This window comes from Armatimonadota bacterium, from assembly GCA_016869025.1.
GTDB lineage: Bacteria > Sysuimicrobiota > Sysuimicrobiia > Sysuimicrobiales > Humicultoraceae > VGFA01.
Genome location: VGFA01000013.1, coordinates 1 through 26,624 on the forward strand (window position 1 = coordinate 1; position 26,624 = coordinate 26,624).

General features: G+C 67.8%; 22 protein-coding genes. 6 read left to right on the plus strand and 16 right to left on the minus strand.

The genetic code is table 11. The features are described from left to right. Window positions 1-770 (minus strand): inorganic phosphate transporter (locus FJX73_08080; GenBank protein ID MBM3470731.1); only part of this gene is annotated, 770 nt, incomplete at its 3' end. Window positions 771-772: 2 nt separating this feature from the next. After that, the gene (locus tag FJX73_08085; GenBank protein ID MBM3470732.1) at window positions 773-1,441 is read right to left on the minus strand and encodes a DUF47 family protein; all 669 of its coding nucleotides are present in this window, start codon (window positions 1,439-1,441) and stop codon (window positions 773-775) included. Window positions 1,442-1,635: 194 nt separating this feature from the next. Here FJX73_08085 and FJX73_08090 point away from each other — a divergent pair, with 194 nt between their 5' ends. Genes FJX73_08090 through FJX73_08110 form a run of 5 tightly spaced genes read left to right on the plus strand, consistent with a single transcriptional unit; the run spans window position 1,636 to window position 7,104 of the window. Further along, window positions 1,636-3,984, plus strand: coding sequence for a xanthine dehydrogenase family protein (locus tag FJX73_08090; protein ID MBM3470733.1), 2,349 nt, complete (start codon window positions 1,636-1,638; stop codon window positions 3,982-3,984). Continuing rightward, window positions 3,981-4,856: a xanthine dehydrogenase family protein subunit M gene (locus FJX73_08095; GenBank protein MBM3470734.1), complete on the plus strand. Its 876-nt coding sequence runs from the start codon at window positions 3,981-3,983 to the stop codon at window positions 4,854-4,856. Before FJX73_08090 ends, FJX73_08095 begins: the two co-directional genes overlap by 4 nt. A gap of 23 nt (window positions 4,857-4,879) precedes the next feature. After that, on the plus strand, window positions 4,880-5,341 hold the full coding sequence (locus FJX73_08100) for a (2Fe-2S)-binding protein (protein ID MBM3470735.1): 462 nt from the start codon (window positions 4,880-4,882) through the stop codon (window positions 5,339-5,341). After that, window positions 5,338-6,225, plus strand: coding sequence for a DUF2877 domain-containing protein (locus FJX73_08105; GenBank protein MBM3470736.1), 888 nt, complete (start codon window positions 5,338-5,340; stop codon window positions 6,223-6,225). The genes FJX73_08100 and FJX73_08105 overlap by 4 nt, the downstream gene beginning before the upstream one ends. Further along, window positions 6,226-7,104, plus strand: coding sequence for an EamA family transporter (locus FJX73_08110; GenBank protein ID MBM3470737.1), 879 nt, complete (start codon window positions 6,226-6,228; stop codon window positions 7,102-7,104). Between the two features lie 27 nt (window positions 7,105-7,131). Here FJX73_08110 and FJX73_08115 read toward each other — a convergent pair whose 3' ends face one another. The 8 genes from FJX73_08115 to FJX73_08150 all read right to left on the minus strand — a co-directional run bounded on the left by FJX73_08115 (window position 7,132) and on the right by FJX73_08150 (window position 18,281). Beyond that, the gene (locus tag FJX73_08115; GenBank protein MBM3470738.1) at window positions 7,132-8,478 is read right to left on the minus strand and encodes an aminotransferase class III-fold pyridoxal phosphate-dependent enzyme; all 1,347 of its coding nucleotides are present in this window, start codon (window positions 8,476-8,478) and stop codon (window positions 7,132-7,134) included. Window positions 8,479-8,534: 56 nt separating this feature from the next. Then, on the minus strand, window positions 8,535-10,043 hold the full coding sequence (locus FJX73_08120) for an aldehyde dehydrogenase family protein (protein ID MBM3470739.1): 1,509 nt from the start codon (window positions 10,041-10,043) through the stop codon (window positions 8,535-8,537). A gap of 8 nt (window positions 10,044-10,051) precedes the next feature. After that, window positions 10,052-11,296: a M20 family metallo-hydrolase gene (locus tag FJX73_08125; protein MBM3470740.1), complete on the minus strand. Its 1,245-nt coding sequence runs from the start codon at window positions 11,294-11,296 to the stop codon at window positions 10,052-10,054. Window positions 11,297-11,325: 29 nt separating this feature from the next. Continuing rightward, on the minus strand, window positions 11,326-12,708 hold the full coding sequence (gene hydA, locus FJX73_08130) for a dihydropyrimidinase (GenBank protein MBM3470741.1): 1,383 nt from the start codon (window positions 12,706-12,708) through the stop codon (window positions 11,326-11,328). Window positions 12,709-12,881: 173 nt separating this feature from the next. Further along, complete coding sequence (locus tag FJX73_08135) at window positions 12,882-14,294, minus strand: xanthine permease (protein MBM3470742.1); 1,413 nt, start codon at window positions 14,292-14,294, stop codon at window positions 12,882-12,884. 165 nt (window positions 14,295-14,459) lie between these two features. Next, window positions 14,460-16,109 (minus strand): acetyl-CoA carboxylase carboxyltransferase subunit alpha, encoded by a 1,650-nt coding sequence (locus FJX73_08140; protein ID MBM3470743.1) that lies wholly within the window; start codon window positions 16,107-16,109, stop codon window positions 14,460-14,462. A gap of 128 nt (window positions 16,110-16,237) precedes the next feature. After that, window positions 16,238-17,425, minus strand: a complete 1,188-nt coding sequence (locus FJX73_08145; GenBank protein ID MBM3470744.1) for a CoA transferase — start codon at window positions 17,423-17,425, stop codon at window positions 16,238-16,240. A 25-nt stretch (window positions 17,426-17,450) separates the two neighbouring features. Further along, window positions 17,451-18,281, minus strand: coding sequence for a cyclase family protein (locus FJX73_08150; GenBank protein ID MBM3470745.1), 831 nt, complete (start codon window positions 18,279-18,281; stop codon window positions 17,451-17,453). A 135-nt stretch (window positions 18,282-18,416) separates the two neighbouring features. Here FJX73_08150 and codA point away from each other — a divergent pair, with 135 nt between their 5' ends. Continuing rightward, entirely contained in the window at window positions 18,417-19,685 is a 1,269-nt protein-coding gene (codA, locus tag FJX73_08155) for a cytosine deaminase (protein ID MBM3470746.1), read from the plus strand. Between the two features lie 23 nt (window positions 19,686-19,708). On the opposite strand, the gene FJX73_08160 is transcribed toward codA, so the two are convergent. From FJX73_08160 to FJX73_08185, 6 genes are all read right to left on the minus strand, one after another. Next, a complete protein-coding gene (locus FJX73_08160) occupies window positions 19,709-20,290 on the minus strand; it encodes an XRE family transcriptional regulator (GenBank protein ID MBM3470747.1) in 582 nt (193 codons plus the stop codon). Between the two features lie 187 nt (window positions 20,291-20,477). Further along, complete coding sequence (locus tag FJX73_08165) at window positions 20,478-20,936, minus strand: RidA family protein (GenBank protein MBM3470748.1); 459 nt, start codon at window positions 20,934-20,936, stop codon at window positions 20,478-20,480. 29 nt (window positions 20,937-20,965) lie between these two features. Then, window positions 20,966-22,141, minus strand: a complete 1,176-nt coding sequence (locus FJX73_08170; GenBank protein MBM3470749.1) for a DUF1116 domain-containing protein — start codon at window positions 22,139-22,141, stop codon at window positions 20,966-20,968. Window positions 22,142-22,208: 67 nt separating this feature from the next. Continuing rightward, window positions 22,209-23,975, minus strand: a complete 1,767-nt coding sequence (fdrA, locus tag FJX73_08175; protein MBM3470750.1) for an acyl-CoA synthetase FdrA — start codon at window positions 23,973-23,975, stop codon at window positions 22,209-22,211. A gap of 29 nt (window positions 23,976-24,004) precedes the next feature. Beyond that, window positions 24,005-25,339 (minus strand): S41 family peptidase, encoded by a 1,335-nt coding sequence (locus FJX73_08180; GenBank protein ID MBM3470751.1) that lies wholly within the window; start codon window positions 25,337-25,339, stop codon window positions 24,005-24,007. Between the two features lie 3 nt (window positions 25,340-25,342). After that, complete coding sequence (locus tag FJX73_08185) at window positions 25,343-26,620, minus strand: TolC family protein (protein MBM3470752.1); 1,278 nt, start codon at window positions 26,618-26,620, stop codon at window positions 25,343-25,345. Between the last annotated feature and the right edge of the window lie 4 nt (window positions 26,621-26,624).

Here is a 26,624-nt window from a genome sequence, read left to right on the forward strand (position 1 = left end):
GTGGACACCGGGATCCTGAGCTGGGTGAACATGTGGACCGTGACCGCCGTGGCCAGCGCCGCCACCAGCGCGGTGATCGGGTCCAACGCCGTGATCTGCTTGCCGACCAGCATGACAACGTTCCGGCTGTAGGTGAGCACGCCGGCGGCGATGGCCACCCCGCCCAGCGCAGCCCCGGCGGCAGGGCTTATCACCCCCACTGCCACAAACGGGGCCATCGCGTTGCCGACGTTGTTGGAGCCCAGCGCGTACGCCGCGTAGCAACCCACCACCACCGCGGAGTAGCGCACGGCACGGCCAAAGAGCAGCCCCCCGCCGAGTTTCCCTGCCGCCACCCGGGCAAGCAGCCGATGGAGGAGGTAAGCGGCGATCCCGGCGCCGATGGGCGCGGTCACCATCGAGGCCACCATCCGCGCAGCGATCACCGGATCGAAGCCCTTCCCCGCATACAGACCCGCTGCAATCAGCGCGCCGAAGATGGAATGGGAGGTCGAGATGGGCAGCCCGAGCCTGGTCATCACGTGGGCCGTGATGCCGGCCGCCAGCGCGGCGACGATGCTTATCTCCAACGTCAGACTGGTAAGGCGCCCCAGCGTTGGGAATACCTTCTCCCCCTCCAGGACCGCGCCCAGGAGGGCGAAGATCGCCGCCAGGACAATCGCACGGCGGTAGGCGATGATGTTGGCGCCGATCTGGGGGCCGAAGGCGTTGGCGGCGTCGTTGGCCCCGATCCCCCAGCCGAGGTAGAGGGCGGGCAGCAGTGCGATCATGTCTAGATCTTCAGGCCGATGATCAGTGCCTCAAGACGGTCGCCCGCGTCCTCCATCTCGTCGGACATCTCGGTCAGTGTCTCAAGGAACTGCTTCAGGTGGGTCTTACCGGCCAGGGGAAGGTCAGAGGTGAAGATCTGCCGGGTCATCTTCCACTCGATGCCGTCAATGAGTGATTCGGTAACGCCGAGCTTGGTCAGGCTGTCGCGGATCACCCGTTGATCAGGGGTCGAGAAGAAGTTCGTCACGGCATCGTGCAGGGCGGCATAGGCCACCTGGGTCTGCTCCTGGATCTGATGGATGTGCTCCGCGTACTCCGAGGGAATCTCGGGGCGCTGGCCCAGCAGGAAGTCGCACATCACCTCGGCGGCATCGGCGATCATGTCCATCCGTTCGACGAACTCGTGGATGTCGGACCGGAAGATCGGCAGAAACGCCCCCCGGTACAGCAGGTCAACCACCGAGCGCCGCATCTGGTCCGCGTCGGTCTCCAGGTGATCCACCTCGATCGCTCCTGCCTTGGCCTCTTCGATCCGGCCGGCCAGGTAGTCGTCCATGACGGTTCGGGCCCGCGCCACGCACTCGCCGACCTTGTCCAGGTGCTCAAGAAGCAGCTCCCGAACCTCTCCCTCCCTATCGTGCCCAAAGATGAACTTCATCGCTCTTGCCACCGCCGTCACCTCCAAGAGGCATTCCCACCGTAGGTTCGCCGGCGCGCCGGTCCCTCCTCCGCCCGACCGGACGCACTGCTGCAGGGCAGGAGCGCAGTTTGTGCGCCGCGAAGACACTGTTACTCCCTTTTTGGCTCGACATTCCGCAGCGGTCCCGGGCAATCCGGCAGGCGGTGGTGTTGGAGGCGCACAAGATGGGGACGCGGTGGTTCGGCGAACGGATCCGGCGGGTCGAGGATCCCCGGCTGCTGACCGGCAGGGGCTCCTATGTGGACGACATCCATCCCCCAAATCTGCTCCACGGGGCCGTGCTCCGAAGCCCTCATGCCCGCGCGCGGGTTGTGCGGATTGACGCCTCCAAGGCCAGGGCAATGCCCGGCGTGGCCGCGGTCTACACCCACGCAGACCTGCCGCCGCCGCTGGGGGATCCGCTACCCAGGCTCATCCCCCATCCCACCCTGATCCACCACAAGACCCAGGTGGCGCTGGCCGCGGACATTGTCCGTCACGTGGGCGAGCCGGTGGCGTTCGTGGTAGCAGAGAGTCGCTACCTGGCCGAGGACGCCCTGGAAGCCATCGAGGTTGAGTACGACCCGCTCCCTGCCGTTGTGGACCTGGAAACCGCGGCCGGGCCTGACGGCCCTCTGGTCCATGAGGATGCCGGCACCAACGTGGCCGCGCACTACACCCAGCGCGTGGGCGACCCCGAGGGTGCGTTCGCCAGCGCTCCGCGTGTCTTCCGCGAGAGGATCCGCATGGACCGGGGCACGGCCGCCTCCATGGAGACCCGCGGGGTCGTGGCGATCTGGGACGGGCGCATGCGCAACCTGGTGATCTACGACTCCACGCAGTCTCCGATCCCGATCCGGAACGGCCTGGCGCGGCTGTTCGGCCTCCCCCAGAACAACGTAAGGGTGATCGCACCCGACGTGGGCGGCGGTTTCGGGCCCAAGATCATGATGTTCTACCCCGAGGAGATCCTGGTGCCGCTGGCCGCGATGCGCCTGAACCGGCCGGTCAAGTGGATCGAGGACCGGCGCGAGAACTTCGTGGCCACAAACCAGGAACGGGAACAGATCCACGACGTCGAGATCGCGGTGGACGGCGAGGGCCGGATCCTGGGCGTGCGGACCGTCTTCCTACACGATGCGGGCGCCTACATCGCCTACGGGCTGATCGTGCCCATCGTCGCCAGCACAACGCTGGTCGGTCCCTACAGGATTCCCAACTACCACTGTGAGTTCAAGGCGGTGTTCACAAACAAGACCCAGGTGAGCCCTTACCGCGGGGCAGGCCGACCCCATGGCGTCTTCATCATGGAGCGCCTGATGGACAGGGTGGCGCGGGAGCTGGGGGTTGATCGCGCCGAGGTCCGCCGGCGCAACCTGATACAGCCCGACGAGTTCCCCTACGACACCGGGCTGATCTACCAGGACAACGCGCCGCTCATCTACGACAGCGGTAACTACCCGGCGGTACTCGAGAAGACCCTCGGGATGATCGGGTACGCCCAATGGCCACAGCAGCAGGCCGAGGCGCGCAGAGAAGGCAGAACGTTGGGCCTCGGCCTTGCCCTGTACGTGGAAGGCACCGGCATCGGTCCATACGAAGGATGCCGGATCACGGTCGAGCCGACGGGCAAGGTCTTCGCGGCGACGAGCGTGGGCACACAGGGCCAGGGGCACTTCACCGTGTTCGCCCAGATCATCGCGGACGCACTGGGCGTGGACGTGCGCGACGTCACGGTCACCACCGGCGACACAGCGGCGTTCGGATGGGGCACAGGGACGTTCGCAAGCCGCTCGGCAGTGGTGGCGGGAAGCGCGGTGGCGCTCGCGGGCCAGGCGGTGCGGGAGAAGGCCCTCACGGTCGCCTCCGGGCTCCTGGAGGCAAGTACGGACGACCTCGAACTCGCCGGGGGTAAGATCTTCGTACGCGGAGCGCCGGCGCGGTCGGTGACGCTGGGCGAGGTAGCGACTGCGGCCAACCCGCTCCGCGGAACCATCCCAAAGGAATGGGAAGGTCCGGGGCTGGAAGCCGCGCGCTACTTCGCGCCGCCTCGGGGGAGCTTCGCCGGCGGGTGTCACGCTGCGATCGTAGAGGTGGACAGGGATACAGGCGCGGTGCGCGTAGAGCGGTACGTGGTTGTCCACGACTGCGGCACCGTGATCAACCCGATGATCCTGGACGGACAGATCCAGGGCGGCGTGGCCCAGGGAATCGGCGGCGCCCTCTACGAGAGACTTGTCTACGACGAGGACGGCCAGCTCCTGACGCAGACCTTCATGGACTACCTGCTGCCGACCGCGGCCGAGGTGCCAAGGGCCGAGATCGGGCACGTCGAGACCCCGTCCCCGCTCAACCCGTTGGGCGTGAAGGGCGCGGGTGAGGCAGGTGTGATCCCGGCCGCGGCGGTCTTCGCCTCGGCACTGGACGACGCCCTGGGCACGAGAGTCGCAGAGATGCCGCTGTCGCACAGCCTCCTGCTGGAGATGCTGCGCGGCGCAGAAGCCCCGGCGGAAGATCGGAGCGTGCACTCGTGAAGCCAGCACCCTTCGAATACCTCGCGCCCCGCAGGCGCCTTGAAGCGCTGGAGGCCTTGAGCGAGTACGGCGTTGAAGCCAAGGCCTTGGCCGGCGGGCAGAGTCTGGTGCCGCTGCTGGCGATGCGCCTGGCGCGCCCGGCGGTACTGGTGGATCTGAACCGGATAAGGGATCTGGCCTTCATCCGTCCCTACAACGGGGGACTCGCGATCGGCGCCATGACGCGCCAGCGTACGGTGGAGGCCCACCGACTCGTTGTCGCCCGGGTCCCCCTGCTGGCAGAGGCCGTCCGCTGCATCGCGCACCCGCAGATCCGCGCGCGCGGCACGATCGGCGGGAGTCTGGCACACGCCGATCCGTCCTCTGAGCTGCCCGCGGCGGCCGCGGCACTGGACGCCCACTTCGTGCTTGCCAGTGTGCGCGGGGAGCGCGTGCTCAACAGCGAGCAGTTCTTCACGGGATACCTGACCACCGCCCTGGAGCCCGACGAGCTGCTGACCGAAGTGCGGCTGCCCGCGTTGCTGCCGGACGCCGGATGGGCGTTTGTCGAGATCGCCAGGCGCCACGGCGACTTCGCCCTGGCCGGCGTGGCAGCGGTCCTGCGGCTCGACGGCGATGGCCGCTGCACCGAAGCGCAGTTGGTCTTCACCGGCGTGGGACCTGGACCTGTGCGCATCCCACAGGCCGAGCAGGCGCTTCTGGGACAGCAGGTTCCTGGTCCGTCCGTTGCCGAGATGGCGCGCATCGTCCAGGACAACCTCGACCCCCCCACCGACATCCACGCCACCGCGGACTACCGCAGGCACGCCGCCGGCGTGCTGGCAGGCCGGGCCATGTTGCAGGCAGCCAATAGGACCAGGGAGCGACGATGATGCGCACCAGACGCAGGATTCCGGTGAGCCAGGCGCAGATCCACGTGCGCGTCAATGGCAGCGAGGTCACCCGAACGGTCGAGGTGCGGCGCACCCTGGCCGACTTCCTGCGCGAGGACCTGGGGCTGACCGGAACGCACGTCGGATGCGAGCACGGCGTCTGCGGAGCGTGCACGGTGCTGCTGGACGGCCGGCCGGTCAGGTCCTGCCTCCTGTTCGCGGTGCAGGCCGACGGCGCCGAGGTCACCACTGTCGAGGCGCTGGGCACGCCCGAAGCGCTCTCGCCTCTGCAGCAGGCGTTCATGGACCACCACGCGCTCCAGTGCGGCTTCTGTACGCCCGGGTTCTTGATGAGCGCGACCGCCCTGCTGCGCGATCATCCCCGGCCCTCGGACGAGTTGATCCGCGAGATGATGGGCGGGCACCTGTGTCGGTGTACGGGATACGCGGCGATCGGGGAAGCGGTGAAGACCGCCGGGGCATGACCCTTCCCCCGCGGGCCGATCCCATCGCCGCCCTTCTCATCGCCGCGCCGCTGGCGGGCCTGCGTCACCGTGAGGCGGCGGGGACCGTTCTGGCCTCGTTCGAGCGCAGCGCCTATCTGGAGATGGACGGCTGCATAGTCGCGGCTGCTGCTGCCGAACTCGACCCTGGACCATTGACGATTGGGCTGAGCGAGTTCTCTGCAGTGAAGACGGCCACCCCTGGGGAGCGGGTCGTCCTCCGGGACGGCGTACTGCGGATCGGGCAGACCGGGGTAGACCTCGGGTACGCCCGCGTCTGGGATCCGGCGCTGCCCTCCCTGCCCAATGACCTGGCGCCGGTCGCGATGAAGAACGTGCGTGAGGCGGTCGTGGACGAGCTCCGTGCCCGCAGATCCCAGTCAGGCATTACGGCGAGGAGTGTAGCGGCAGGGGGTGGCTTTCCGGAAGCGCTCGCCTGTGGGCTGGATGCGATCGCCGCGCTCCTGTCAGGAGAAGGCAGTTCCGATGCGGCGGCCCACGCGGCCGCCGCGCAGATCGCTGGCCGCGGCCCAGGATTGACGCCGTCAGGGGACGATCTCTTGACCGGTATCATGCACGCGATAACCCTGTGGCCCAGGTTGGCCGCACCGGCCGGAGGTGCGTCGCGGGTTCGGGATCTACTGGTCAACGCCGCGGTCCCACACACCACGCGCATCAGCGCCGCCTACCTGGTGACAGCCCGGCAAGGTTGGGCTTCGGAACCCTGGCACGGGCTGGTGCGTGGCATCGGCCAGGGACCGGACGCCGCTCGCGCGGCGGCCCGGCGGATTCTCCTCATCGGCGAGACCTCCGGCGCCGACGCGTTGACCGGGTTCTGCTGGGCATGGTGGCGGGTCGTGGCGTAGATGCGCTGGCGTGGATATGCGGCGGTGCTCACGGCCGCGGCACTGTGGGGCATCTCGGGCGTTGTTGCCAAGTCGCTCTTCTCCGGGAGGGTGGACCCGCTGGCTCTCGTCGAGATCCGGCTGACCGCGGCCTTCGCCCTCACCCTCGCCATCTTCTGGATCAGGCGTAGGCCGGTCCGGCTGCCCCGCGCCGAGGTCCTCCGGCTCTTGCCGCTCGGCGCGGCGATGGTCCTCGCGCAGTCCACGTACTACCTTACGATCAGCCTCGCCGATGTGGCCACGGCCATCTTTCTACAGTACACCGCGCCCGCGCTTGTCGTGGCCTACGGGATGGCGCTGCACAGGGAGCGGCTAACCGCCATCCAGGCGCTATCCGTGTCGGGCACGATCGGCGGTGCGTACCTGCTCGTTGTGGGCCCTGGAGGCCTGGCGGTCACACCGGCGGCGCTGGCTACCGGCATCGCCTCGGCCTTTGGATTCGCGGCGTGGGTTCTTGTAGGCCGGTCGCGGGCGCGCACAACCGGCTCGTGGGAGATGCTCCTGTACGCGCTGGGCACCGGCGCCGTCCTGTGGAGTCTGTTGGTGCCACCGTGGCAGGCCTACCTGCGGCCGTACAGCGCGGCCGAGTGGGGCATGATAGCGTTCATCGTTGTGGCCGCCTCCCTTGTGCCGTTCGGCCTGTTCCTGTACGGTCTGCGGTTCATAGACAGCAGGGCCGCGAGCCTGACGGCCACGATCGAACCGGTGGTCGCCACCGCGGTCGCGGCGGCCCTCATCGGAGAGACGCTCACCGGCAGGGGGATTGCCGGGGCTGCCATCATCCTGGCATCGGTGATCTTGCTTCAGGTGATGCCCGAGGTCTCGGCCAGGCAGACCTGACCGGCCGAACTGCCGATACGCGGGAGCCTACCTGGTCTGGCCTCCGACCTTGCGCGCGAGGTCCGCCAGGCCCTCGTGGAGGGCCTCCACGCCCAGGTCCACCTCGTCGCGTGCAACATTGAGGGGAGGAGCGATGAGGAGGATGTTGTACCGCCCGAAGACACAGACGCCGCGCCTCCTCAGGGTCGCGTGAAACTCCCGGAGCGGCGTCGGATCCCCTCCGTATCGCGATACCAAGGGCTCCCGGCTTTCTCTATCGCTCACCAGTTCCAGGGCGAAGAACGCGCCCAACCCTCGTGCGTCCCCCACCACGGCATGCTTGTTGTGGATCTCTCGCAGGGCGGACCGCAGCCAGCCCTCCACCTCAAGGGCCCGTGTGAGCAGGCCCTCCTCACGGTAGGCCTGCTGCACCGCCAGGGCCACGGCCACCGCAAATGGGTGGCCCGAGAAGGTATGCCCGCACCAGAGGACGTTGTTGTCGAAGTGGCGGGCCAGGGACTCGCGCACCAGAACTCCGCCCAGGGGCACATAGGCGGAGGTCACGGCCTTGGCAAAGGTGATCATGTCTGGCGTGACCCCGAAGCGTTGTGCGGCAAAGGGCGCCCCGGTGCGGCCAAATCCTGTCATGACCTCGTCAAAGATTAGGATGATCCCGTGCTGCTCCGTGATCCTCCGAACCCCCTCCAGGTACCCATCCGGGTACACGATCACGCCGTTGGTCCCTACGACCGGTTCTAAGATGAGCGCGGCGATCCGCTGGGGATCTTCATTGAGCAGGATCAGCTCCAGGTGCTCAAGGGCCCGCCGCGTCTCTTCCGCGGGCTCCTCGGTGAAGAAGGGACTCCGGTAGGGGTACGGGGCCAGGAAGTGAACCACGCCGGGAATCCCGGGCTCTGCTGCGAACCGGCGGTCATCCCCGGTGAGCGTGGCTGCTCCGTGGCTCGATCCGTGGAATGAGCGGTAGGAAGCAAGCACCTTGGGCCGCCCGGTGATGAGCCGTGCCATCTTGATGGCATCCTCATTGGCCTCCGCTCCACCGGTGGTGAAGAACGCCCTGCCTTCCTCCGGCCATGGGGCCAGTTCGATCAGGGATTGCGCAAGTTCGGCCCGTGCATCGTGAAAGAACGACGGTGCCGCGTAGCAGAGACGCTCGGCCTGGGCCTGCATCGCCCGCACGACCTTGGGGTGCGCGTGCCCCAGGTTCACCGACACCAACCCCGAAGAGAAGTCCAGGTATCGCTTGCCCTCCGCGTCGAACACGAACCGCCCTTCCCCGCGGACGATCGCAGGAGGCCGCAGCCCGGCCTGGGCCGACCAGGGCGTCAGCACGTAGCGGGCGTGCTTTGCCTGATGCTCCGATGTCTGCTCAACCATGTTCATGCCACCACCTTCCCCAACTCAAAGGGCGAGAACTACGGACCGAGGCCCTGTCAATAGAGGTTGCCCGTGCGCCGCGCGCCTGTGTAGTCAAGGTAGACAACCTTGAGATCGGTGTAGAAGTCTACGGCCACGCTCCCCTGCTCGCGCGGGCCGATGCCTGTGGCCTTGGCGCCGCCGAAGGGCAGGTGGGCTTCACCACCCACCGTGGGCTGGTTGACGTGCACGATACCGACCTCGCTGCGGTCCACGAAGCGCATGGCCGCGGTCAGATCGCGGGTATATATGGACGAGGCCAGCCCATAGCGCACGGCATTGGCGGCTTCCACCGCGGCGTAGAAGTCCGGCACCCGGCAGACCGCCAGCACCGGGCCGAAGATCTCTTCCTGGAAGATGCGCATATGCGGGGTCACGCGATCGAACACCGTGGGCGCGACGAAGCACCCCTTGGCTAGGGCACCGTCGGTGAGCCGGTGACCGCCAGTGATCAGCGCCGCGCCTTCCTGCCGGCCGATGGCGATGTCGCGCAGCACGCTCTGCACCTGCGATTCGTCCACCAGCGGACCCATCTCGGAGGTCGGGGCCGACCCGTCACCCACCACCAGCGCCGAGGCCCGATCGGCCACGGCCTCCACGAACCGATCGGCGATTCCCTGGGTGACGATCACCCGGCTGGTTGCGGTGCAGCGCTGACCGGTGGAACCGTAGGCACCCTGTACGGTCCCGGCGACGGCCAGGTCGAGATCGGCGTCGTCCAGCACCACCACCGGGTTCTTACCGCCCATCTCGGCCTGCACGCGGATGCCGCGGACCGCAGCGCGTTCGTAGAGCCGCGATCCCACGTCATTGGACCCGGTGAACGAGACAGCCCGAACCGCCTCGTGAGCCACGATCTCATCGCCCACGGTGCTGCCCGGCCCGATCACCATGTTGAGGACCCCTGGGGGCAGCCCGGCCTCGTGAAAGATCTCGACCAGTATCGTCGCGGTCCAGGGCACGAGCGTCGCCGGCTTGAGGACCACGGTGTTGCCGCAGACCAGCGCGGGTGCCATCTTCCAGATCGGGATCGCGGCCGGGAAGTTCCACGGCGTGATCAAACTCACCACGCCCAGGGGGTCGCGGCGGGTGTAGGTGAAGGTATTGGGCAGCTCGCTGGGAAGCGTTTCGCCCCGCAGGCGTCGGCCTTCGCCGGCGATGAATTCCAAGATGTTGCGGCTGCGCTGCAGCTCGCCGGTTGCCTCTGTCAGCGTCTTGCCTTCCTCCTGGGTCAGAATCCCGGCGAGGCGTGGGATCTCGCGATCGAAGATCTCCAGCGCACGGAAGAGGATGCGCCCCCGCACCGGGCCCGGGGTGTCGCGCCATCCCGGGAACGCCTCGCGCGCGGCCTCGATCGCCTCCCGCGCCTCCTCGCGGCCTGACAGCGGCACCTGGCCCAGGGTCTCGCCGGTGGCCGGGTTGCGGTTGGGGACCGTGAGGGCCCCTCTTGGAGCCTGCCACTGCCCGCCTATGAAGTTCCGGTAGACCTGCCCACCCTCTGCTTCTACCAACTTTCGCCCCTCCATCGCGCCACTCAACCTTGCTCGAGTATCCAGCCCATGGTCTTGGCAGCCAGGCGGTCCAGGGCCCGGACGGCCAGTTCCAGGTGCTCCTCCCTGGTGTCCTCGATCTTGTTGTGGGAGATGCCCTGCAGGCTCTGCACGAACAGCATCACCGTGGGCACGCCGGCTCTGGCGACCACCGCCGCATCATGAAGAGGGCCGCTGGGGAGGCGGTGCCCGGCGCCGCATGTCTCCCTGATGGCCGCATCGCAAAGCTCGATGAGCTCGGGGTGAAATGGGACCGGCTCGATGCGCCACAGATCGCCGAACTCGACCTCCACGCTTCCCTCCTGGGCGAACCGGCGGGCGGCATCCTGTGCTTCCTGCCACATCCGCGCCAGACGCCCGGCGTCCAGATGCCGCTGATCCAGGCTGATCACACACTCCTCAACCACCGATGTGACGATGCCCGGCAGGGTGGTGCAACTGCCGATTGTGCACACCCCGTCCCACCGCGCGGCTATGGAGTAGATCTCCTGGGCCATCCTGCCGGCCGCCAGGAAGGCGTCCCGGCGCCTGTCCATGGGCGTGGAACCTGAGTGTGCCGCCTGACCTGTGAACCTGACGGTGTGCCGCTCCACGCCGACCGTGCCAGTCACCGCGCCCAGCGGCAGGCCCAGGCTCTCCAGAACGGGCCCCTGTTCGATGTGCAGCTCGATGTAGGCCGCGGCTCCCGGGAGCTCCCCTCGGGCCTCGGTCACACGATCCAGGTCGAGCCCGCAGGCATTGAGGGCATCGGGCAGGGCCACGCCGTCTCTGCCGGTGAGGCCGCGTACCTCGTCTGGGTTCAGGCACCCCGCGGCCGCACTCGAGCCGAAGAGGCTGCGCCCAAAGCGGGCGCCCTCCTCATCTGCCCAGTCCACCAGGCGTACCGTTACCGGCGGCCTGTCACCAAACTCGGCGTGGATCCGGCGCAGCACCTCGAGACCTGCCAGCACGTTGAGGCAACCGTCCAGCCAGCCGCCATTGGGCACGGAGTCAATGTGCCCACCGATCAGGAGGGCCTTCTCCGATGCGCCCGCCAGGGTCGCCCAGAGATTGCCGGCCTCGTCCCTGTGCACATCAACGGGTAGGTCGGCCATCCTGTCCTTCAGCCAATCCCGGGCCCTGGCCCAGGTCTCGGTGAAGGCCACGCGCTGCGCGCCGTGCTCATCGGAAGTGAGGGACCGCAGCTCCTTGAGTTCCTGGATGGTGCGTGCCGGGCTCAACGCCTTCACGCCTCTTCTCCTCCGCGTCCTTGCCCTGATCAGGAATGCGCTGGCTCACGCCTGAGGAACCGGCCTCGACCGGGATCGCCCACGAACCGGCCGTCGCGGACTGCGATCCTCCCCCGCACCGTGACCGCGGAAGGCCGTCCGTCAATCTCCATACCCTCGAACGCGCTGTAGTCAACGTTCATGACCTGCGTCCTGGCCGAGAGCGTGCCCCGGTAGATGGGATCGTAGACGACCAGATCGGCGTCGCTTCCCACGGCGATGGTGCCCTTTCTGGGGAACAGACCAAAGAGTTTGGCTGCGCGGGTGCTGGCCGCGTCCACAAACCGATGGATGTCGAGGTGACCGCGGCTCACCCCGTAGGTGTAGAGCAGGTTCACGCGATCCTCGATGGCGGGAATGCCGTTTGGGATCTTGGTGAAGTCCCCTCTGCCCATTTCTTTCTGGACCTGGAAATCGAAGGGCGCGTGGTCAGTACCGACGGTATCAATGAACCCATGCGCAAGGGCGTTCCAAAGCGCCTGCTGGTTCCGCCTCTCGCGCAGCGGCGGCGACATCACGTACTTGGCCCCTTCAAACGCGGGCCGCTCGGCAAAGGTCTTGTCGAGGATCAGGTGGGGGATGACCGCCTCGATGTGGATGGGCACGCCCTGGGATTTGGCTCCCAGCGCGACCCGCAGGGCCGGCTCACAGGAGAGGTGCACCACGTAGCCGCGGGCACCCGTGGCGGCCAGGAAGGTAGCGAAGTGGTGGGTGCCCTCTGCCTCCACCGCCTCTGGGCGGCTCGATTCGTGCCACTCGGGGCCGGTCTTGCCCTCGGCAAGAAGCCGCTGCTGGAGGCGCAAAACGAGTTCCGCGTTCTCGCAGTGGGCCGTAACGATGACGCCCAGCTCCCTGGCCAGCGCGAGCGTCCTGAACAGCTCATCGTCATCAACCCCGAGGAAGTTCTTGTAGGCCAGGAAGACCTTGAAGGACGTGGTGCCGTCCAGGGCGATCTCGCGGAGCGCTGCGGCGGTCCGATCGTCGAACTTGGCGACCGACATGTGGAAGGAATAGTCGCAGGCGCTCTGGCCCTCGGCCTTTGACTTCCACAGAGCGTATCCCTCCAGGGCGTCCTCGGCCCGGGAGGGGCAGCACATCTCGATGTAGGTAGTGGTGCCTCCCACCAGCGCCGCCTGGCTGGCGGTGGCGTGTGTGTCCTTGCTGAAGGTCCCCATGAACGGGAGGTAGGCGTGGACATGCGGGTCTATGAAGCCGGGAAATACATACTGCCCGCCGGCATCCACCACCTCGGTACCAGGAGGGACCTCGAGGTCCTTCCCGATGCGCGTGATCGTTTCGTCCTCTGCGAAGATGTCGGCCCTGTGGCGAGAATCAGCCGTGAGGATCTCTCCGTTCTTGACAAGCAGCGGCATGCGATCACCCCACCTGTGCCGTGTCCTATGCACCGATCTCCGGGCGCAGCGGACTCCTTCTTCGCCGCCGGCAGCCGGTCCTTTCCTTGCAGCCCGAATGCCACATAGACGAGGCGGCCGCCATCCGGCGGCCGCCTCACCCTTCGAACGGGCAGCAGTAAAGGCCTGCCCGTCTAACTCCTGATCCCGCGCTCCTCGGGTGTCCCCGGCAGGATGTTGTCCAGCAGCAGCCCGAATATCGCGGCCACCGCCATGCCGGTAGAGCCAATGATGTTGATCATCTCCGCGAGCCAGGGAGCCCCGGCGATGACCACCTTCTTGGCAGCGATGCCGAACTCTGGAACACCTGTGAAGTACGCCGGGAGGCTCAGGCCCATGAAGAGGGAGAACCCGATGATGAGCAGATTCCGGTCGCTGCGAAGATCGGCCCTTGCAACCTGCTGGACGCCGATCGCCGCGATGAGCCCGAAGAGCGCGCAGTACATCGCGCCCACGACAGGCCCGGGGAGCGTCGCTGCCAGCGCCCCGAACTTGCCGAAGATACCCAGGAAGATCAGGACGAAGGCTCCTATTGTCACAACGTAGCGGCTGGCGACCCTCGTTATCCCGATCAGCCCGATGTTCTCGGAGTAGCTGGTGCTGGCGAACCCACCGAACAGCCCGGTGAAGAAGCAGCCTACGCCCTCGGCCCGGATCCCCTTGTTGATCGTGTCCTCGCTGGGATCGGAGAGCCGGCTCATGTACGAGACCGAGTGGTAGTCCCCAAACGACTCGATCATCGAGGCGAGATAGCTGGCCAGGATCGCCAGGAAGAATGCCAGGCTGAACTTAGGGAGTCCCCACGGCAGGATCCACCCCGTGCCTTCGCCCCACGGCGGGCGGAACCACTTCGACTCCCGCACGACCTGGAGACTCACATAGGCGGGGTGGTCCGGGGCAAACGTCCCTATCGAGCTGAAGAAGTACGACACTACCCAGCCTGCAAGCACGGCCAGCAGGATGGGAAACAGCCGGAACACAAGACTGGCCCGCGAGAGGAACTGCGAGAACCAGAAGATACAAATGATCACCAGCGCCGCGATCGGCCAGTACGCGCCCGCCTTGGGGGCGCCGACCTTGAACAGGGCCAGGCCGATCAGCATGATGACCGGGCCGATGACCACGGGGCTGATGAACCGGCGCAGCTTGCCGATCCAGCGGAAGTGGCCCACCGCCATCTCAACGAAGCTGCCTGTTATTATGGCGCCGGCGATGTACTGCATCGCGGCTGGCCCCTTGTACTGGCCTATTATGGCGAAGAACGGGCCGAGGAAGGAGAACGAGACCCCCTGCACGATGGGCAGGCGGGATCCCCAGTGTACCTGAAGCAGGGTGACGACGCCGGAGGCTAGCATGACCGACCCGACAAGGGTCGCGATCTGGGCCTGGTTGAGCCCCATCGCCGGCCCCAGGAGCAGCGGGACCGACACGGTGGCCCCAAACATGGTCAGGACGTGCTGTACACCCAGGAAGAAGGCTCTGCCAAACGGGCGGGGGATGTCGTCAATGCTGTAGATGAGATCCCCTCTTCGCACTTCAGCTGCCATCCATTCGCCTCCCTTCGTGGTCAGAATCCGCCCATTCCGACTTTCCTCTCCACCCCCTTTCCGTCAGGAATCGAACAGGAATCGAAGAAGCCACACGTGCGCCTTCGGTGTAATTGCCCTGGAATCGTGCATGCGTTCGACGCCGCGCAGGAGTTCCCTGCTGATCTACCCCTCGGCCGCTGGTGATGCCGGGGCCTGGCGCCCGGCCTCCCTGCGCCGCGGCAACCTGCGCTCCAGCATCTCCAGGGCATCCTGCACCTCTCCCACCACCACCTCTCGCCAGTAGGCGCCCACGCGCCCGATCTGCCGGTACTTGTGGTAGCGCCGGCGCAATAACCTGTCCGCGGACTGGTGGCCCAGGGCATCCAGCGCCGCGCGAAGATGCCGGCGCACGGATTCAGCCGCAGCATCGGGATCGGCGTGCGCGCCGCCGGGCGGTTCGGGCACGATCTCGTCAATCACGCCTAGTCTCAGCAGGTCGGGCGCCGTCAGCTTGAGCGCGGCCGCGAGGTCCTCGGCGCGCGAGACATCCCGATAGAGTATGGCGGCTGCGCCCTCGGGCGAGATGACCGAGAAGTACGCGTTCTCCAGCATCATGACCCGGTCGCCCACCGCCAGCGCGAGCGCGCCGCCGCTGCCGCCTTCGCCGATCACCACCGCCACCACGGGCGTGGGCAGGAGCGCCATCGCCTGCAGGTCGTGGGCCAGCGCCTGCGCGATCCCCCGCTGTTCGGCTTCGTACCCCGGATAGGCGCCAGGGGTGTCAATCAGGGTCACCAGCGGCAGGCGGAACTTGGCGGCCAGGTTCATGAGGCGCAGCGCCTCGCGGTAGCCCTCGGGATAGGCCATGCCCCGGCGGCGCGCAGACGCCTCCTGTGGGGTGGCACCGCGTTCCTGGCCGATCACGACCACGGCCTGACCGTCGAGTTCGCCCAGCCCGCCTACGACAGCCGGGTCGTCCCCGAACTGGCGGTCTCCGTGTAGCTCGACGAATCGGGAGAGCAGGCGCCGTATGTAGAGCAGCGCGGTAGGGCGATCCGGCCGTCGTGCGACCTGGACGATCTCCCAGGCCGGCCGGTCCGATGCCGGCTTTGTTGCGCGGGCAGGCAGCCGGCCCGCGGCCCGGCGCGCAGGCGGAGGCCGCCGCAGGTGGTGGACCAGGCACGAGACCGCCTCGCGCAGGGCGCGCCGGTCAACCAGCATGTCCACCATGCCTCCGGCGAAGAGCCGCTCGGCGCGGTGCGACCCCGGCGGCAGGGTCTCGCCGATCGTTGCCTCGATGACGCGTGGCCCGATGAACCCGATCTGCGCCCCGGGCTCAGCCACCAGCACGTCGCCCAGGGAGGCGAAGCTCGCGGCCACGCCCCCAAACGTGGGGTGGGCGAGCACCGAGATGTGGGCCAGTCCGGCGGCGTGATGGCGCCCGCGCGCCGCCGCGGTCTTGGCCATCTGCATCAGGGAAAGCATCCCCTCCTGCATACGGGCGCCGCCGCTGGACGTGACCGAAACCACGGGCCAGCGACGCCGTGTGGCGACCTCGAACGCGTCGGCAATCTTCTCCCCCACCACCGAGCCCATCGTCCCGCCGAGAAAGGTGAAGTCGAAAACGGCGAGGACCACCGGCAGCCCGTCTATCCGGGCAACGCCGGTCACGACCGCCTCGCGCAATCCGGTCTGCTTGCGGGCATCGAGCAGCCGCGCCCGGTAGGCGCGCTGATCCGTGAACTTGAGCGGGTCCACCGACACCAGTCCGCGGGCGAGTTCCTTGAACGTCCGCGGATCGGCCAGGGCTTCGATCCGGTCGCGGGCCGGCATGGAGAGGTGCCACCCGCACGAGGGGCAAAGCCACAGGGAAGACCGCAACGTGCCTAGAGCGGTCTCGGTCTGACATTCCGGACAACGTTCGGTCTCAGCCATGGTGTGTCCTCTCTGGGCTGGAGATTCTAGATCGCGCCGGCGCGGCGCATGCCCCGAACCGTCTCGGCGTCGTAGCCGAGTTCCGCCAGGATCGCGGCCGTGTGCTCTCCCAGCACCGGCGGCGGGGAAACGATGCGGCCCGGGGTCGCCGAGAGCTTCACCGGAACGCCTGTCTGCCTGATCCGACCGGCCCGCGGGTGATCCATCTCCACCACCATTATTCTGTGACGCACCTGCGGGTCGGCAAAGAGGTCCGAGAGCAGGTAGATGGGGCCGCAGGGCACCCCGGCCTCCTCGAGCCCGGCCACCCAGTCGGCCGTCGCGCGCGCGGCGAAGAGCTCCTCCAGGCGTACGATCAGCGCGTCGCGGTGCGCTACGCGGTCCGGATTGGCGCGAAACCGGGGATCGTCCGCCATCTCCGGAGCCCCCACCGCAACCACAAACCGGCCCCAGATCGCCTCGCTGCCCACGGCTACGTTAACGTACCCGTCCCGCGTCCGAAACGCCTGGTAGGGAACGATGGACGGGTGCGCGCTGCCCAGGCGCTTCGGGTTCTCGTCGGTGGCGAAGAAGTGGCCGGCCTGGTAGGTCATCCACGCCACCTGGCCGTCCAACATGGAAACGTCCACCAGTTGACCCGCTCCGGTTCGGTCGCGCACGCGCAGCGCCGCCAGGATCCCGTAGGCCGCAAACATGCCGGCGGCGATGTCGGTCACGGCGACCCCAACCTTCACAGGCGGCCCGCCCTCCTCACCCGTGATGCCCATCAGCCCTCCCATCCCCTGGAGGATGAGGTCGTAGGCCGTGCGCTCGCGGTAGGGACCGTCCTGCCCGAATCCCGAGATGGAGCAGTAGACAAGACCGGGGTTCAGGGCGCGCACGGCGGGATAGGCCAATCCCAGGCGCTCCATTATGCCCGGTCGGAAGTTCTCCACCAGCACGTCCGCCCGCGTGATGAGCCGGCCCAGCACCTGTTGACCCTCGGGCGTCTTGAGGTCGAGTGTGAGACTCTCCTTGTTGCGGTTGATGCCCATGAAGTAGGCGCTTTCACCGGCGATGAACGGAGGTCCCCACCCTCGCGTGTCGTCTCCTCCGGTGGGGACCTCGATCTTGATCACGCGGGCGCCGAAATCGCCCAGCATCAGGGTGCAGTACGGCCCGGCCAGCGCCCGGGTCAGGTCAACGACCAGGAGGCCTTCCAGGGGAGTCTTCATCCGCAGCGGGCGCCCGCGCCGTCTTCTACGCTTCCACAAACCCCACGAAACGGCAGAACGCCGCCTCGCCGCCCTTGAACCGGAACGGGAAGCAGCCCACCCAGACGCGCTGGTTGAGGATCAGGTCAATGTCCCCGCCCACGTTCTCGATGTGGAATACGCCCTTGGGGAATAGCCGGGTGTGCGTGGCCTGGTAGTCCTTCGGCCAGGGGAACGCCTGGTCCATCGTCATGCCGATCTTGGCCTCAACCTCGGGGACCAGGTCGCGTCGGGCGTCACGCACCTTGGTGTTGAACGGGTGATCTGTCGAGATGGCGTCAACGGCCATCCAGCGGATCCCGCGATCGAGTACCCAATCGCAGAACTCGGCCTGCGGGCCGGGATGGCGCAGGAACGACCGGGGCAGGTCGGGCCGGGCATCGGGGTGGGTTGCCTTGGTCGCCGGCGACCAGTCCTCGTTGTAGTAGGCGTGGTAGCCGGTGTGAATGACCAGGATGTCGCCGCGTTCGATCTTGGTGTTGTACTTCTTCTCCCACTGCTCGAAGTGCTTCGGGCCGTAGATGTCGTAGTCGCCAATCCCGAACTGCGCCAGGTCCACTATGCACGCCGGGCCCACCAGTGTGCCGATCGGGATCCCTGCCACGTCCGGCCCTGGGTCGTTGAAGTGCAGCGGCGCGTCGAGGTGCGTGGCGATGTGGTTCGTGCTGCTGATGTGCTGTGCGTTCACGCCCTCGAAGGCCATCTTCTTGACCCACTTGATCGTAGGGCCTTCGTAGTAGGCAAAGGGCGGCGAGTCCACGCTGAAGTTCTGCGAGAGATCCAGGACGCGTGCGCTTGACAGATCAAACGGCTTCATCGGTCCACCTCCGTCGGGTGCTTGTCCGTCCGTCGAGAGACTCTTCGGCAGTGCCGGCGCCATGCCTGCTGGTGACCTGCCTGGATCTGAAGGGAAACGGCGCTGCCGCGGGAAGGAGTTCTCGAGGTGAGGGCTTTGGATCTCATAATCAGGCAGGCAACGGTCGCGGGCGCGGCGCAGCCCGTGGACATCGGCGTCCGCGGTGAGCGGATCGCGCGGATCGGCCCCGCGATCGCGGAGACTTCGCCCAACGAGATTGATGCCGCCGGGCGCATGGTCACTCCCTCTCTGGTCGAGACACACGTCCATCTCGACGCCGTGCTCACCGTGGGCCAGCCCCGCCACAACCTCACCGGCTCGCTGTTCGAGGGGATCGAGATCTGGGGCGAGAGGGTCAAGACGCTCACGCGCGAGGATGTGATCCGCCGGGCGAATCAGGCCATTCGTTGGATGCTGGCCAGTGGCGTCACCCACATCCGCACGCACGTGGACGTGTGCGATCCGACGCTAATGGCTCTCAGGGCACTGCTAGAGGTCCGCGATGCCTGGCAGGGCGTGGTCACGATTCACGTAGTGGCCTTTCCGCAGCAGGGCATCTACTCGTTCCCCGACGGCGAGGCGCTGCTGGTCCGGGCGCTGGATCAGGGGGCAGACGTTGTCGGGGGCATCCCACACTGTGAGTGGACGCGCGAGTACGGCGAGCGTGCCGTCAAGACCGCGCTGCGCCTGGCCGCGGAGCGGGGCCTACGGGCGGACCTGCACTGCGACGAGACCGACGACGACCAGAGCCGGTTCCTCGAGGTGGTGGCGGCCGAGACCATCCGGTTGGGCCTGCAGGGCCGCGTGACGGCCGGCCACGCCACCGCGATGCACTCATACAACAACGCCTATGCTCACCGCTTGATCCGTTGGATGCGGCAGGCAGGCGTGCACATCGTCACCAACCCCCTCGACAACTCGGTCCTGCAGGGCCGGTTCGATGCCTACCCAATCCGGCGCGGATTCACGCGGGTCAAAGAACTGCTGGCCGCCGGCATCAACGTGTGCATTGGACACGATTCGATCATGGATCCCTGGTACCCGCTTGGTACCGGCGATCCCATGCAGGCATGCTTCGTGATGGCGCACTACGGGCAGATGTCGGGATATGAGGAGGTGCGCACCCTCCTCGAGATGGTCACCACGCGCGCGGCCGCCTGCTTCGGGCTGGACGAGTACGGGCTGGTCGAGGACCGCCAGGCCGACCTGGTGGTGTGGGACGCGCCGACGCCCGAGGACGCCGTGCGGCGCATTGCCCCGCGGGTGGCGGTCATCTCGCGCGGCCGTGTGGTGGCGCGGACGACACCGGCGCGGTCTGAGGTCATCCTGCGCGGGAACCCGGAGGCGGTCACATTTCTGCCATGACCAGCCCTACACCAGGGGTCAGGTTAGTCCCCTTCAGCGGCCATGCGGATGACCGGCTCCGCGAGGCGCTGGCCGCTCCTGATGCGGACAGGCCTGACGCCCTTTGCCGGCCTGCCTGACCTGGTTACCGGACGGACTTCCAGATCGTATCCTACTGCCCCGTACACCTGCGCCATCTTTTCCAACCCAGGCAGCACCTTGCCTCTTTCAATCTTCGCGAGCTCGGGCGGCGACATCCCGGCCGAGGCAGCGGCTTCCCGCTGCGTCAATCCGCACCGCCTGCGCAGTTCAATCAACTGCCGGGCGATCTCGTACTCCGGAGCCAGTCGCTCGAATGCATCCCTAAACCCCGAGCTGCCTAGCTCCCTCTCAAACCAGTGCCGCCAGCCTACGCTGGGAGACACCTTCCGTACGCGCCTCACTCGTGTCACCTCGCGGCGCTTCGCGCTCGCCAGTCCGTGTAGGACGACGAATCTGTGTCCCCGGGCCACGGAGCAGAGCATTCGCCTATCGCTCCCCACTGCCCGCATCTCCCAGATGCCTTGGCCCACAGGAGCCACATGTGGCCTGCCCACATCTGGACCGTACTCCACCGTCCATTTCACAATGCTCCTCCCGAGTGAAGTGGCAAGAAGAGATTAGCAAATATGCTAATTCAGGGCAAGCGTTGATACGAGGGTTCTTGACGGACAGCCGGAACCCTAACTCGAACATCGGCACACCCCGGGGGAATTCGCGGTGTCTGGCAGATGATGGGTGGGCCGCCTAGGACGCCTAGCGGCCCGCCGGTCCCTACTCTACCTCCAGGACCATCTCGATCTCAACCGCGATCCCGCGCGGCAGCGCGTTCATCCCGACCGCCGACCGGGCGTGGCGCCCGGCATCCCCGTACAGATCCACCAGCAGGTCTGAGGCGCCGTTTATGACCTCGGGCTGCTGCCCAAACTCCGGCGCGCAGTTGACCATGCCCAGCAGCTTCACCACCCGCTTCACGCGGTCGAGATCGCCCAGCGCCTCCTTCACCGAGGCCAGGCAGTTGAGCGCCACCAGCCGGGCGGCCTGGTAGCCTTCCTCCACCGGCAGATCCTGACCGACCTTGCCCAGGAACTGCATCTTCCCATCGCGGAAGGGACCGTGCCCTGCTACGAACAGCAGGTTCCCCGCGCGCACCGTGCGGACGTAGTTCGCGACGGGCCTGGGCGCGCTGGGAAGCTCCAGTCCCATCTCGGCAAGCTTGGCCTCGATCTTCATCTCGTGACACCTCCGGCAGATTCGACCGGCTACTTCGCCATTTCGGCCATCGCCTCCAGGGCCTGCTCGAAGCAGGCCATGGGCGGCCGCACCAGCCCGGCACCGACCTGGCCGACGCCCGGCATCCTGTGCGCTATCCCGGTGTTGATGCGGGGGGTAATGCCGGTGCGCACCACCTTGCGGATATCAATCCCGGTTGGGGTGCCGCGGAAGTCCAGCGGCGGCAGGCCGAAGGCCGGGTTCTCGCCGACGGTGATCTCGTACATCTCCAGGGTCGCGGCGGCTGCTTCTGCCGGGGTCCCGCCCACGAACTTCACTATGGCAGGCGCCGCGGCCATGGCGAACGCGCCGATGCCCGCGGTCTCGGTGATCGTCGAGTCTCCGATATCAGGGTTGGCATCGGCGGAGGAGAACCCGGGGAAGTACAGCCCAACCGGCACCGCGGCCGGGGCGGTGAACCAGCGGTCGCCCAGGCCTGAGACCCGGATGCCGAAGTCGGTGCCGTTGCGCGCCATGCACGTAACGACCGTGCTGCCGGCGATCCCATGCGCGGCGTCCATGGTGGCCTTGCACGCGGCCATGACCGGGTTGAGCACCGCCAGATCGTTGTCGGCGAAGTAGCGCAGCACCTGCTCCAGCGTTTCGGGAGCGAGGCCGACGCGGGCGAGGTGCGGCGCGAGCAGACGGCCGAACGTAGCCGATCCCGCCCGGTTGCGGTTGTGGCCCTCGTCGCCCATGGTGAGTTGCTGCGCGATCAGGGCCTTCACGTCGAGCCCGCCGGCGCGCTGCAGGGCTTCGCCGACCGCCGGCGCCAGGACCCCGTTGATCCAGCGCAGCCGCGCCAGGACCTCCTCGCTGTAGGCGCCGTAGCGCAGCACCTTGCCGTAGCCCTCGTTGAAGTTGGAGTACGCCCGATTGCCCCCTGCGCGGTTCTCAATGATGTAGACGGGCATTGAGGCGGTCGTCACGCCGGCCATCGGCCCCACCGCGGCGTGGTGATGGCACGGTTCAAAGCGGACCTCACCCCGCTCCACCAACGCCACCGCCTCTGCCTCGGTGTCCGCGCGGCCCTCGAGGATCAGCCCGCCGATGATCGCGCCGCGCAGCGGGCCTGACATGCGTTCCCAGGTGATGGGCGGTCCCGCGTGAAGAATCAGATCCGGCGCCATCCCCGGTATGAGATCGAGCGCGCGGCCAACACCCATCAGAACCGGTTGCGCGGCAAGGATTCGGCCGAGTGCCTCCTGATTCGCGGCGTTGATGTCCACGGCACTATCCCTCCAGTTTGTCCAGCAGATCCAGCAGGTGCTGCTTCCCCCCGGCCGGTGGTTGCCAGTCCACGGAGACCACCGGCACACCCTGGGCCTGGAGGCTTTCGGCAAACAACTCCAGCCCGACGTTGATGACCGCGGGCCGCCTCCCAAGCAGCGCGCTGATCGGCCCGATCTCGGGCCATGCCGGCGCTGCCGCGGATGCGGCAACGATCTTCTGCGATGGGCGGGCTTTCTGCGCGCCGCGCGCCTCTGTGATCAGTCGCGCCAGGCGGACCGCCTGCGCGTTGCTCTCCTCGACCAGCACCCCTGCCTCGACCAGCGCCGCGCGTTGCGCGCCGGCGCCCTGCGGATCATCGTCGGTGCCGCACACCGAACCCACGACGGCCAGGTGCCGCCCCTCACGGGACGCCTGCTCGCGGACCTCCCTGACTACCGGTGCGAGCGCGCCGGCGGGATCCGGGTGGGCGGCGTAGCCCAGAACCACGTCCAGCAGCACGATTGCGGTCTCTGGATCGGCGGCCTCCTGGCGCAGGCGCGCCAGCCGCAGGGTGGGATCGAGCATTGGGTGAAGGCGGCCCTGCGTGAACTCATCTCCACCCATGTCAATCACGGTGTGCTCCCGGCTGCGCGTCACCGGCTCAAGCGCCTCTGCGGGATCCGCGGGCGAGTTCGAGTAGACGGCGCCCAGGTACGGCCGCAGCAGCACCAGCGCCTCGTAGCAGAGGGTTCCGCCGCTGTAGAGGCCGCGCAGGTACCGCTGCTCAGCGGAGAGCCGTCTGGCCTCGCCTTCGGGCAGCGATCGGCTGGGCGGGAGCGAGGCCTCGGTGCCGCGGGCCAGTTGCACCGCGCGGCACGCTGCCTCCTCGAGGGTCGCGGCGCCCTGCACCGCTCCGGCGGGTTCCACCGTGGCCCCGACAAAGGCGGCGACGACCGGCTTGCTGCAGACGGCGGCAGCGGCGAGGATCCCCCCAGCCACCTCAGGCGCCGGCGGCTTGCTCACGAGCACGATCACGTCGGTGCCGGGGTCGAGGTCCAGTGCCCGCAGGCCCGCCAGCATGGTTACCCCGCCAACGGCCGAGGAGAGATCGCGCCCGCCCGTGCCGATAGCGTGCGTGATCCCGCCGCCGAGCCGGTGGATCAGCGATGTAACCTCCTGCAGCCCGGTGCCGGCCGCGCCGACCAGGCCTATGCGCCCTGCGCGGACCCGATTGGCAAAGCCGAGCGCGGCGCCGCCTATGATCGCCGTTCCGCAGTCCGGACCCATCATGAGCAGTCCCTGCTCGCGGCTCTGCGCCTTCAGGGCGATCTCGTGCTCGATTGGGACGTTGTCCGAGAACAGGAGGACGTGCAGGCCGGCATCCAGGGCCTCGCGCGCCACCGAATGCGCGAACCGCCCGGGGACCGAGATCAGGGCGATCGTGGCCTCGGGAAGCGCACGCGCCGCCGAGGACACCGTCTTGGGCCGGTAGGCATCACCCGTCGCTGACACCCGGCGGCGGGTGAGCGCCTGGACCGCGAACGCAGTTGCCGCCTGCGCCCCCGCCTCCGTCGCCGCCCTCGCAACAATCGCCAGATCGTCCGCCCTTGCGCCTTCGAGCCCTGGGAACTCCAGCCCTCCGGCGCGAAGGATCTCCTTGTTCGCGTCGGTCGCCATGACGACGCCGACCTCCTCCACACCGGGCAGGTCGCGCGCCTCGCGCTGTGCCAGCATCAGCGCCACGGAGTCGTAGTATGTGCTGCGGTGGATCTCACCGTAGATCGTCACGGCGCCTCCTTTGAGGATCGGGAATCGGTCTAGCGGGACGCCACACCCACCAGTGAGGCCGACTGCTGAAGCATTGCCACCGCACGGTTCAGCGGTGCGTCGCCAGGGCTTCCGATCAGTGCTCCCCCGGTGGCAACCTCCACGTCCGGGGTGAGCCCGCGGCCCTCGATGTTGCGACCCAGCGGCGTCAGGTACCGCGACACGGTCAGCCGCAGCCCGCTGCCGTCGCGCAGGCGGTAGACCGCCTGAACCGTGGCCTTGCCGTAGGTCCGCGTGCCCACCAGCTTGACGCCAGCATCCTGCAGCGCCCCTGCCACCACCTCCGAGGCGCTGGCGCTCCCGCGATCCACCAGCACCACGAGCGGCCCGTTGTGCCTGGGATCGCGCGGACGGACTGTGTACGTGGTCGCATCTCCGCGGCCGGACTCCAGGGTTACCACGACCCCGCGTTCCAGGAAGTGGCTGGCGACGTTCACCGCGGCGTCCAACAGGCCACCGGGGTTGCCCCGCAGGTCGAGCACCAGCCCCTTGGCGCCCTGCTCGAGGAGCCCGCGCAGCCCGACTGCAACTGCCTCGGACGACGCCTGGTTGAACTGCGTAATCCGCAGGTAGCCGATTCCGGAAGCCAGCACGGTGGTCGCCACCACGCGCTGCGCGATGCGGCGCCGGACCAGGGTAACGAGAATCGGTGCCGTGACCCCGAGGCGCTGGATCGTCAGAGAGACCTCCGAGCCCTCAGCACCGCGTATCATCTGGCTCACCCGCTCGAGTGAGAGACCCACGGCCGGAACACCGTCCACCGACAGAATGACGTCGCCGGCACGTAGCCCGGACTCGATCGCGGGTGACTCCTCCAGCACCTCGGTGACTACAACCTGTCCGGCCCGCTCCTCGATGACGATGCCGATGCCGACGAACTCCTCCCCGCGGATCCGGTTGTTGAGCTGGACGAGGGCATCCGGCGAGAAGAAGGCGCTGTTGGGATCACCCAGCGCGGCCACCATGCCCGAGATCGCCGCGTAGACGACGGCGATCGGCCGGGCACGGGCGAGCATCTGTACCTGCGCTATCCGGTGCAGTAACTGCTCGAGGTCGCCCCGCTCGTCCCCGGTGACCGTAAGCGCGCCCAGCGAAGCAGGGTTCTGGCCCTCCTCGCGTAGCAGGCCGCGCAGCCCGGCATCGGCGCCGCGCAGCAAGGTCTCCGGGGAAGGCAGGAACAGGCTCTCTTCCCTGAGGGTACGGTAGCTCTCGAGGAAGAGCCCGACACCGATGTCTGCGGGTTGGGCACGGGCAGGAGCAACCGGAACCCCGACCGCCAGGATCAGGGCCAGCAGAATCGGCAGGAGCCGGTGACGCATCCGCATGCCCTAGATCGCCCCGTCCACCAGCGATCGCCCAAGTGCGTACCTTAGCGACAGCACCGCCGCCAGTTCGTCGAACTCGGCCCGGGCCAGCGTCACCTCGGCCGACACCAGCGCCGTCTGCGCGTCCACCACCTCCAGGAAAGGCCCGGCCCCGGCGGCGTACCTTCCCTGTGCCAGCCGCAGCGACTCCTGTGCGAACGCAAGCCCTGCGCGGGCGCTCGCTGTGCGCGCCCGTGCGTCGAGTATTGCCAGATACGCGACGAGCCCTTGCTGCTGCACCGTCAGGCGTGTTGTCTGGATGCGCTCGCGCGCCGACGCCAGGGTTGCGGTTGCCTCAGCGACCTGGGCATCCACGCGGCCTGCATCCGAAAGCGGAAAGCTGATCGTGGTGCCGATCGAGTATATAGTCTGCGTGGAGGGCGCGAAGGCGTGCGTACCCCGGCCGTCGAGGGTCATCCGCAGGCCGCCGCTTGCCTGGGCAAGGGCCAGGGCCGCCTCCGCGGCCTCGATCTCGGCCAGCGCCCGGCGAATCTCCGGGCGCTCCTCCGTGAGCGCGGGCAGGCCCGCAGGCGTGATGGTCAGCACAGGGACTGGGGGCGCGGGCACAACCGCCACGGGCGATGGCGGCGCCTGGCCGAGGACGACGTTCAGCGATGCCTTGGCCTGGTCCACCGCGTTGCGGGCAACCAGCAACTCTCCTTCGGAAGCGGCCAGCCCTGCCTGCGCACGCACCACGTCGGACCTGGGCACCACGCCGGCCCTGAACTGTCCCTCGGCCAGGCGCAGCGCCTCGCGGCTCTGGGCAATCACCTGCTCGCGCAGCCCCACAGTGCGCTCGGCGCGCAGAAGGTTCACGTAGGCCTGGGCCACCCCGTTGGCCACGTCCTGGCGCACGGCCTCTAGTACCAGGCGTGCGGCTTTGAGGTTCGCCTCCGCCTGCCGCACGGCGTGGCCGATCTGACCGCTGTCGTAGAGCAGGTACGAGACAGAGATCGAAGTGGAGCTCGAGAAGGACGGGGTCGTGGTGGGAGTTCCGCCACCGGCCGTCGCCGCGGTGCCCGACGCGGTCACCGTAGGGCCCCGGCCGGCGCGGGCCAGCGCGACCCTGGCTTCGGCAACGGCGATCGCCTGGCGCGCGGCCGCGATGGACGGGTTGCGCTGATCGGCCGCAACGATCAGTTCGGCCAGCGAAGACGGGCGGGGCAGGGGCGTCTGGGCCAGGGCCGGGCCGCTCGACAGAGAAAGTAGAATGAATGCGATTGGAAGCGCGAGGTGGCGCATCTAA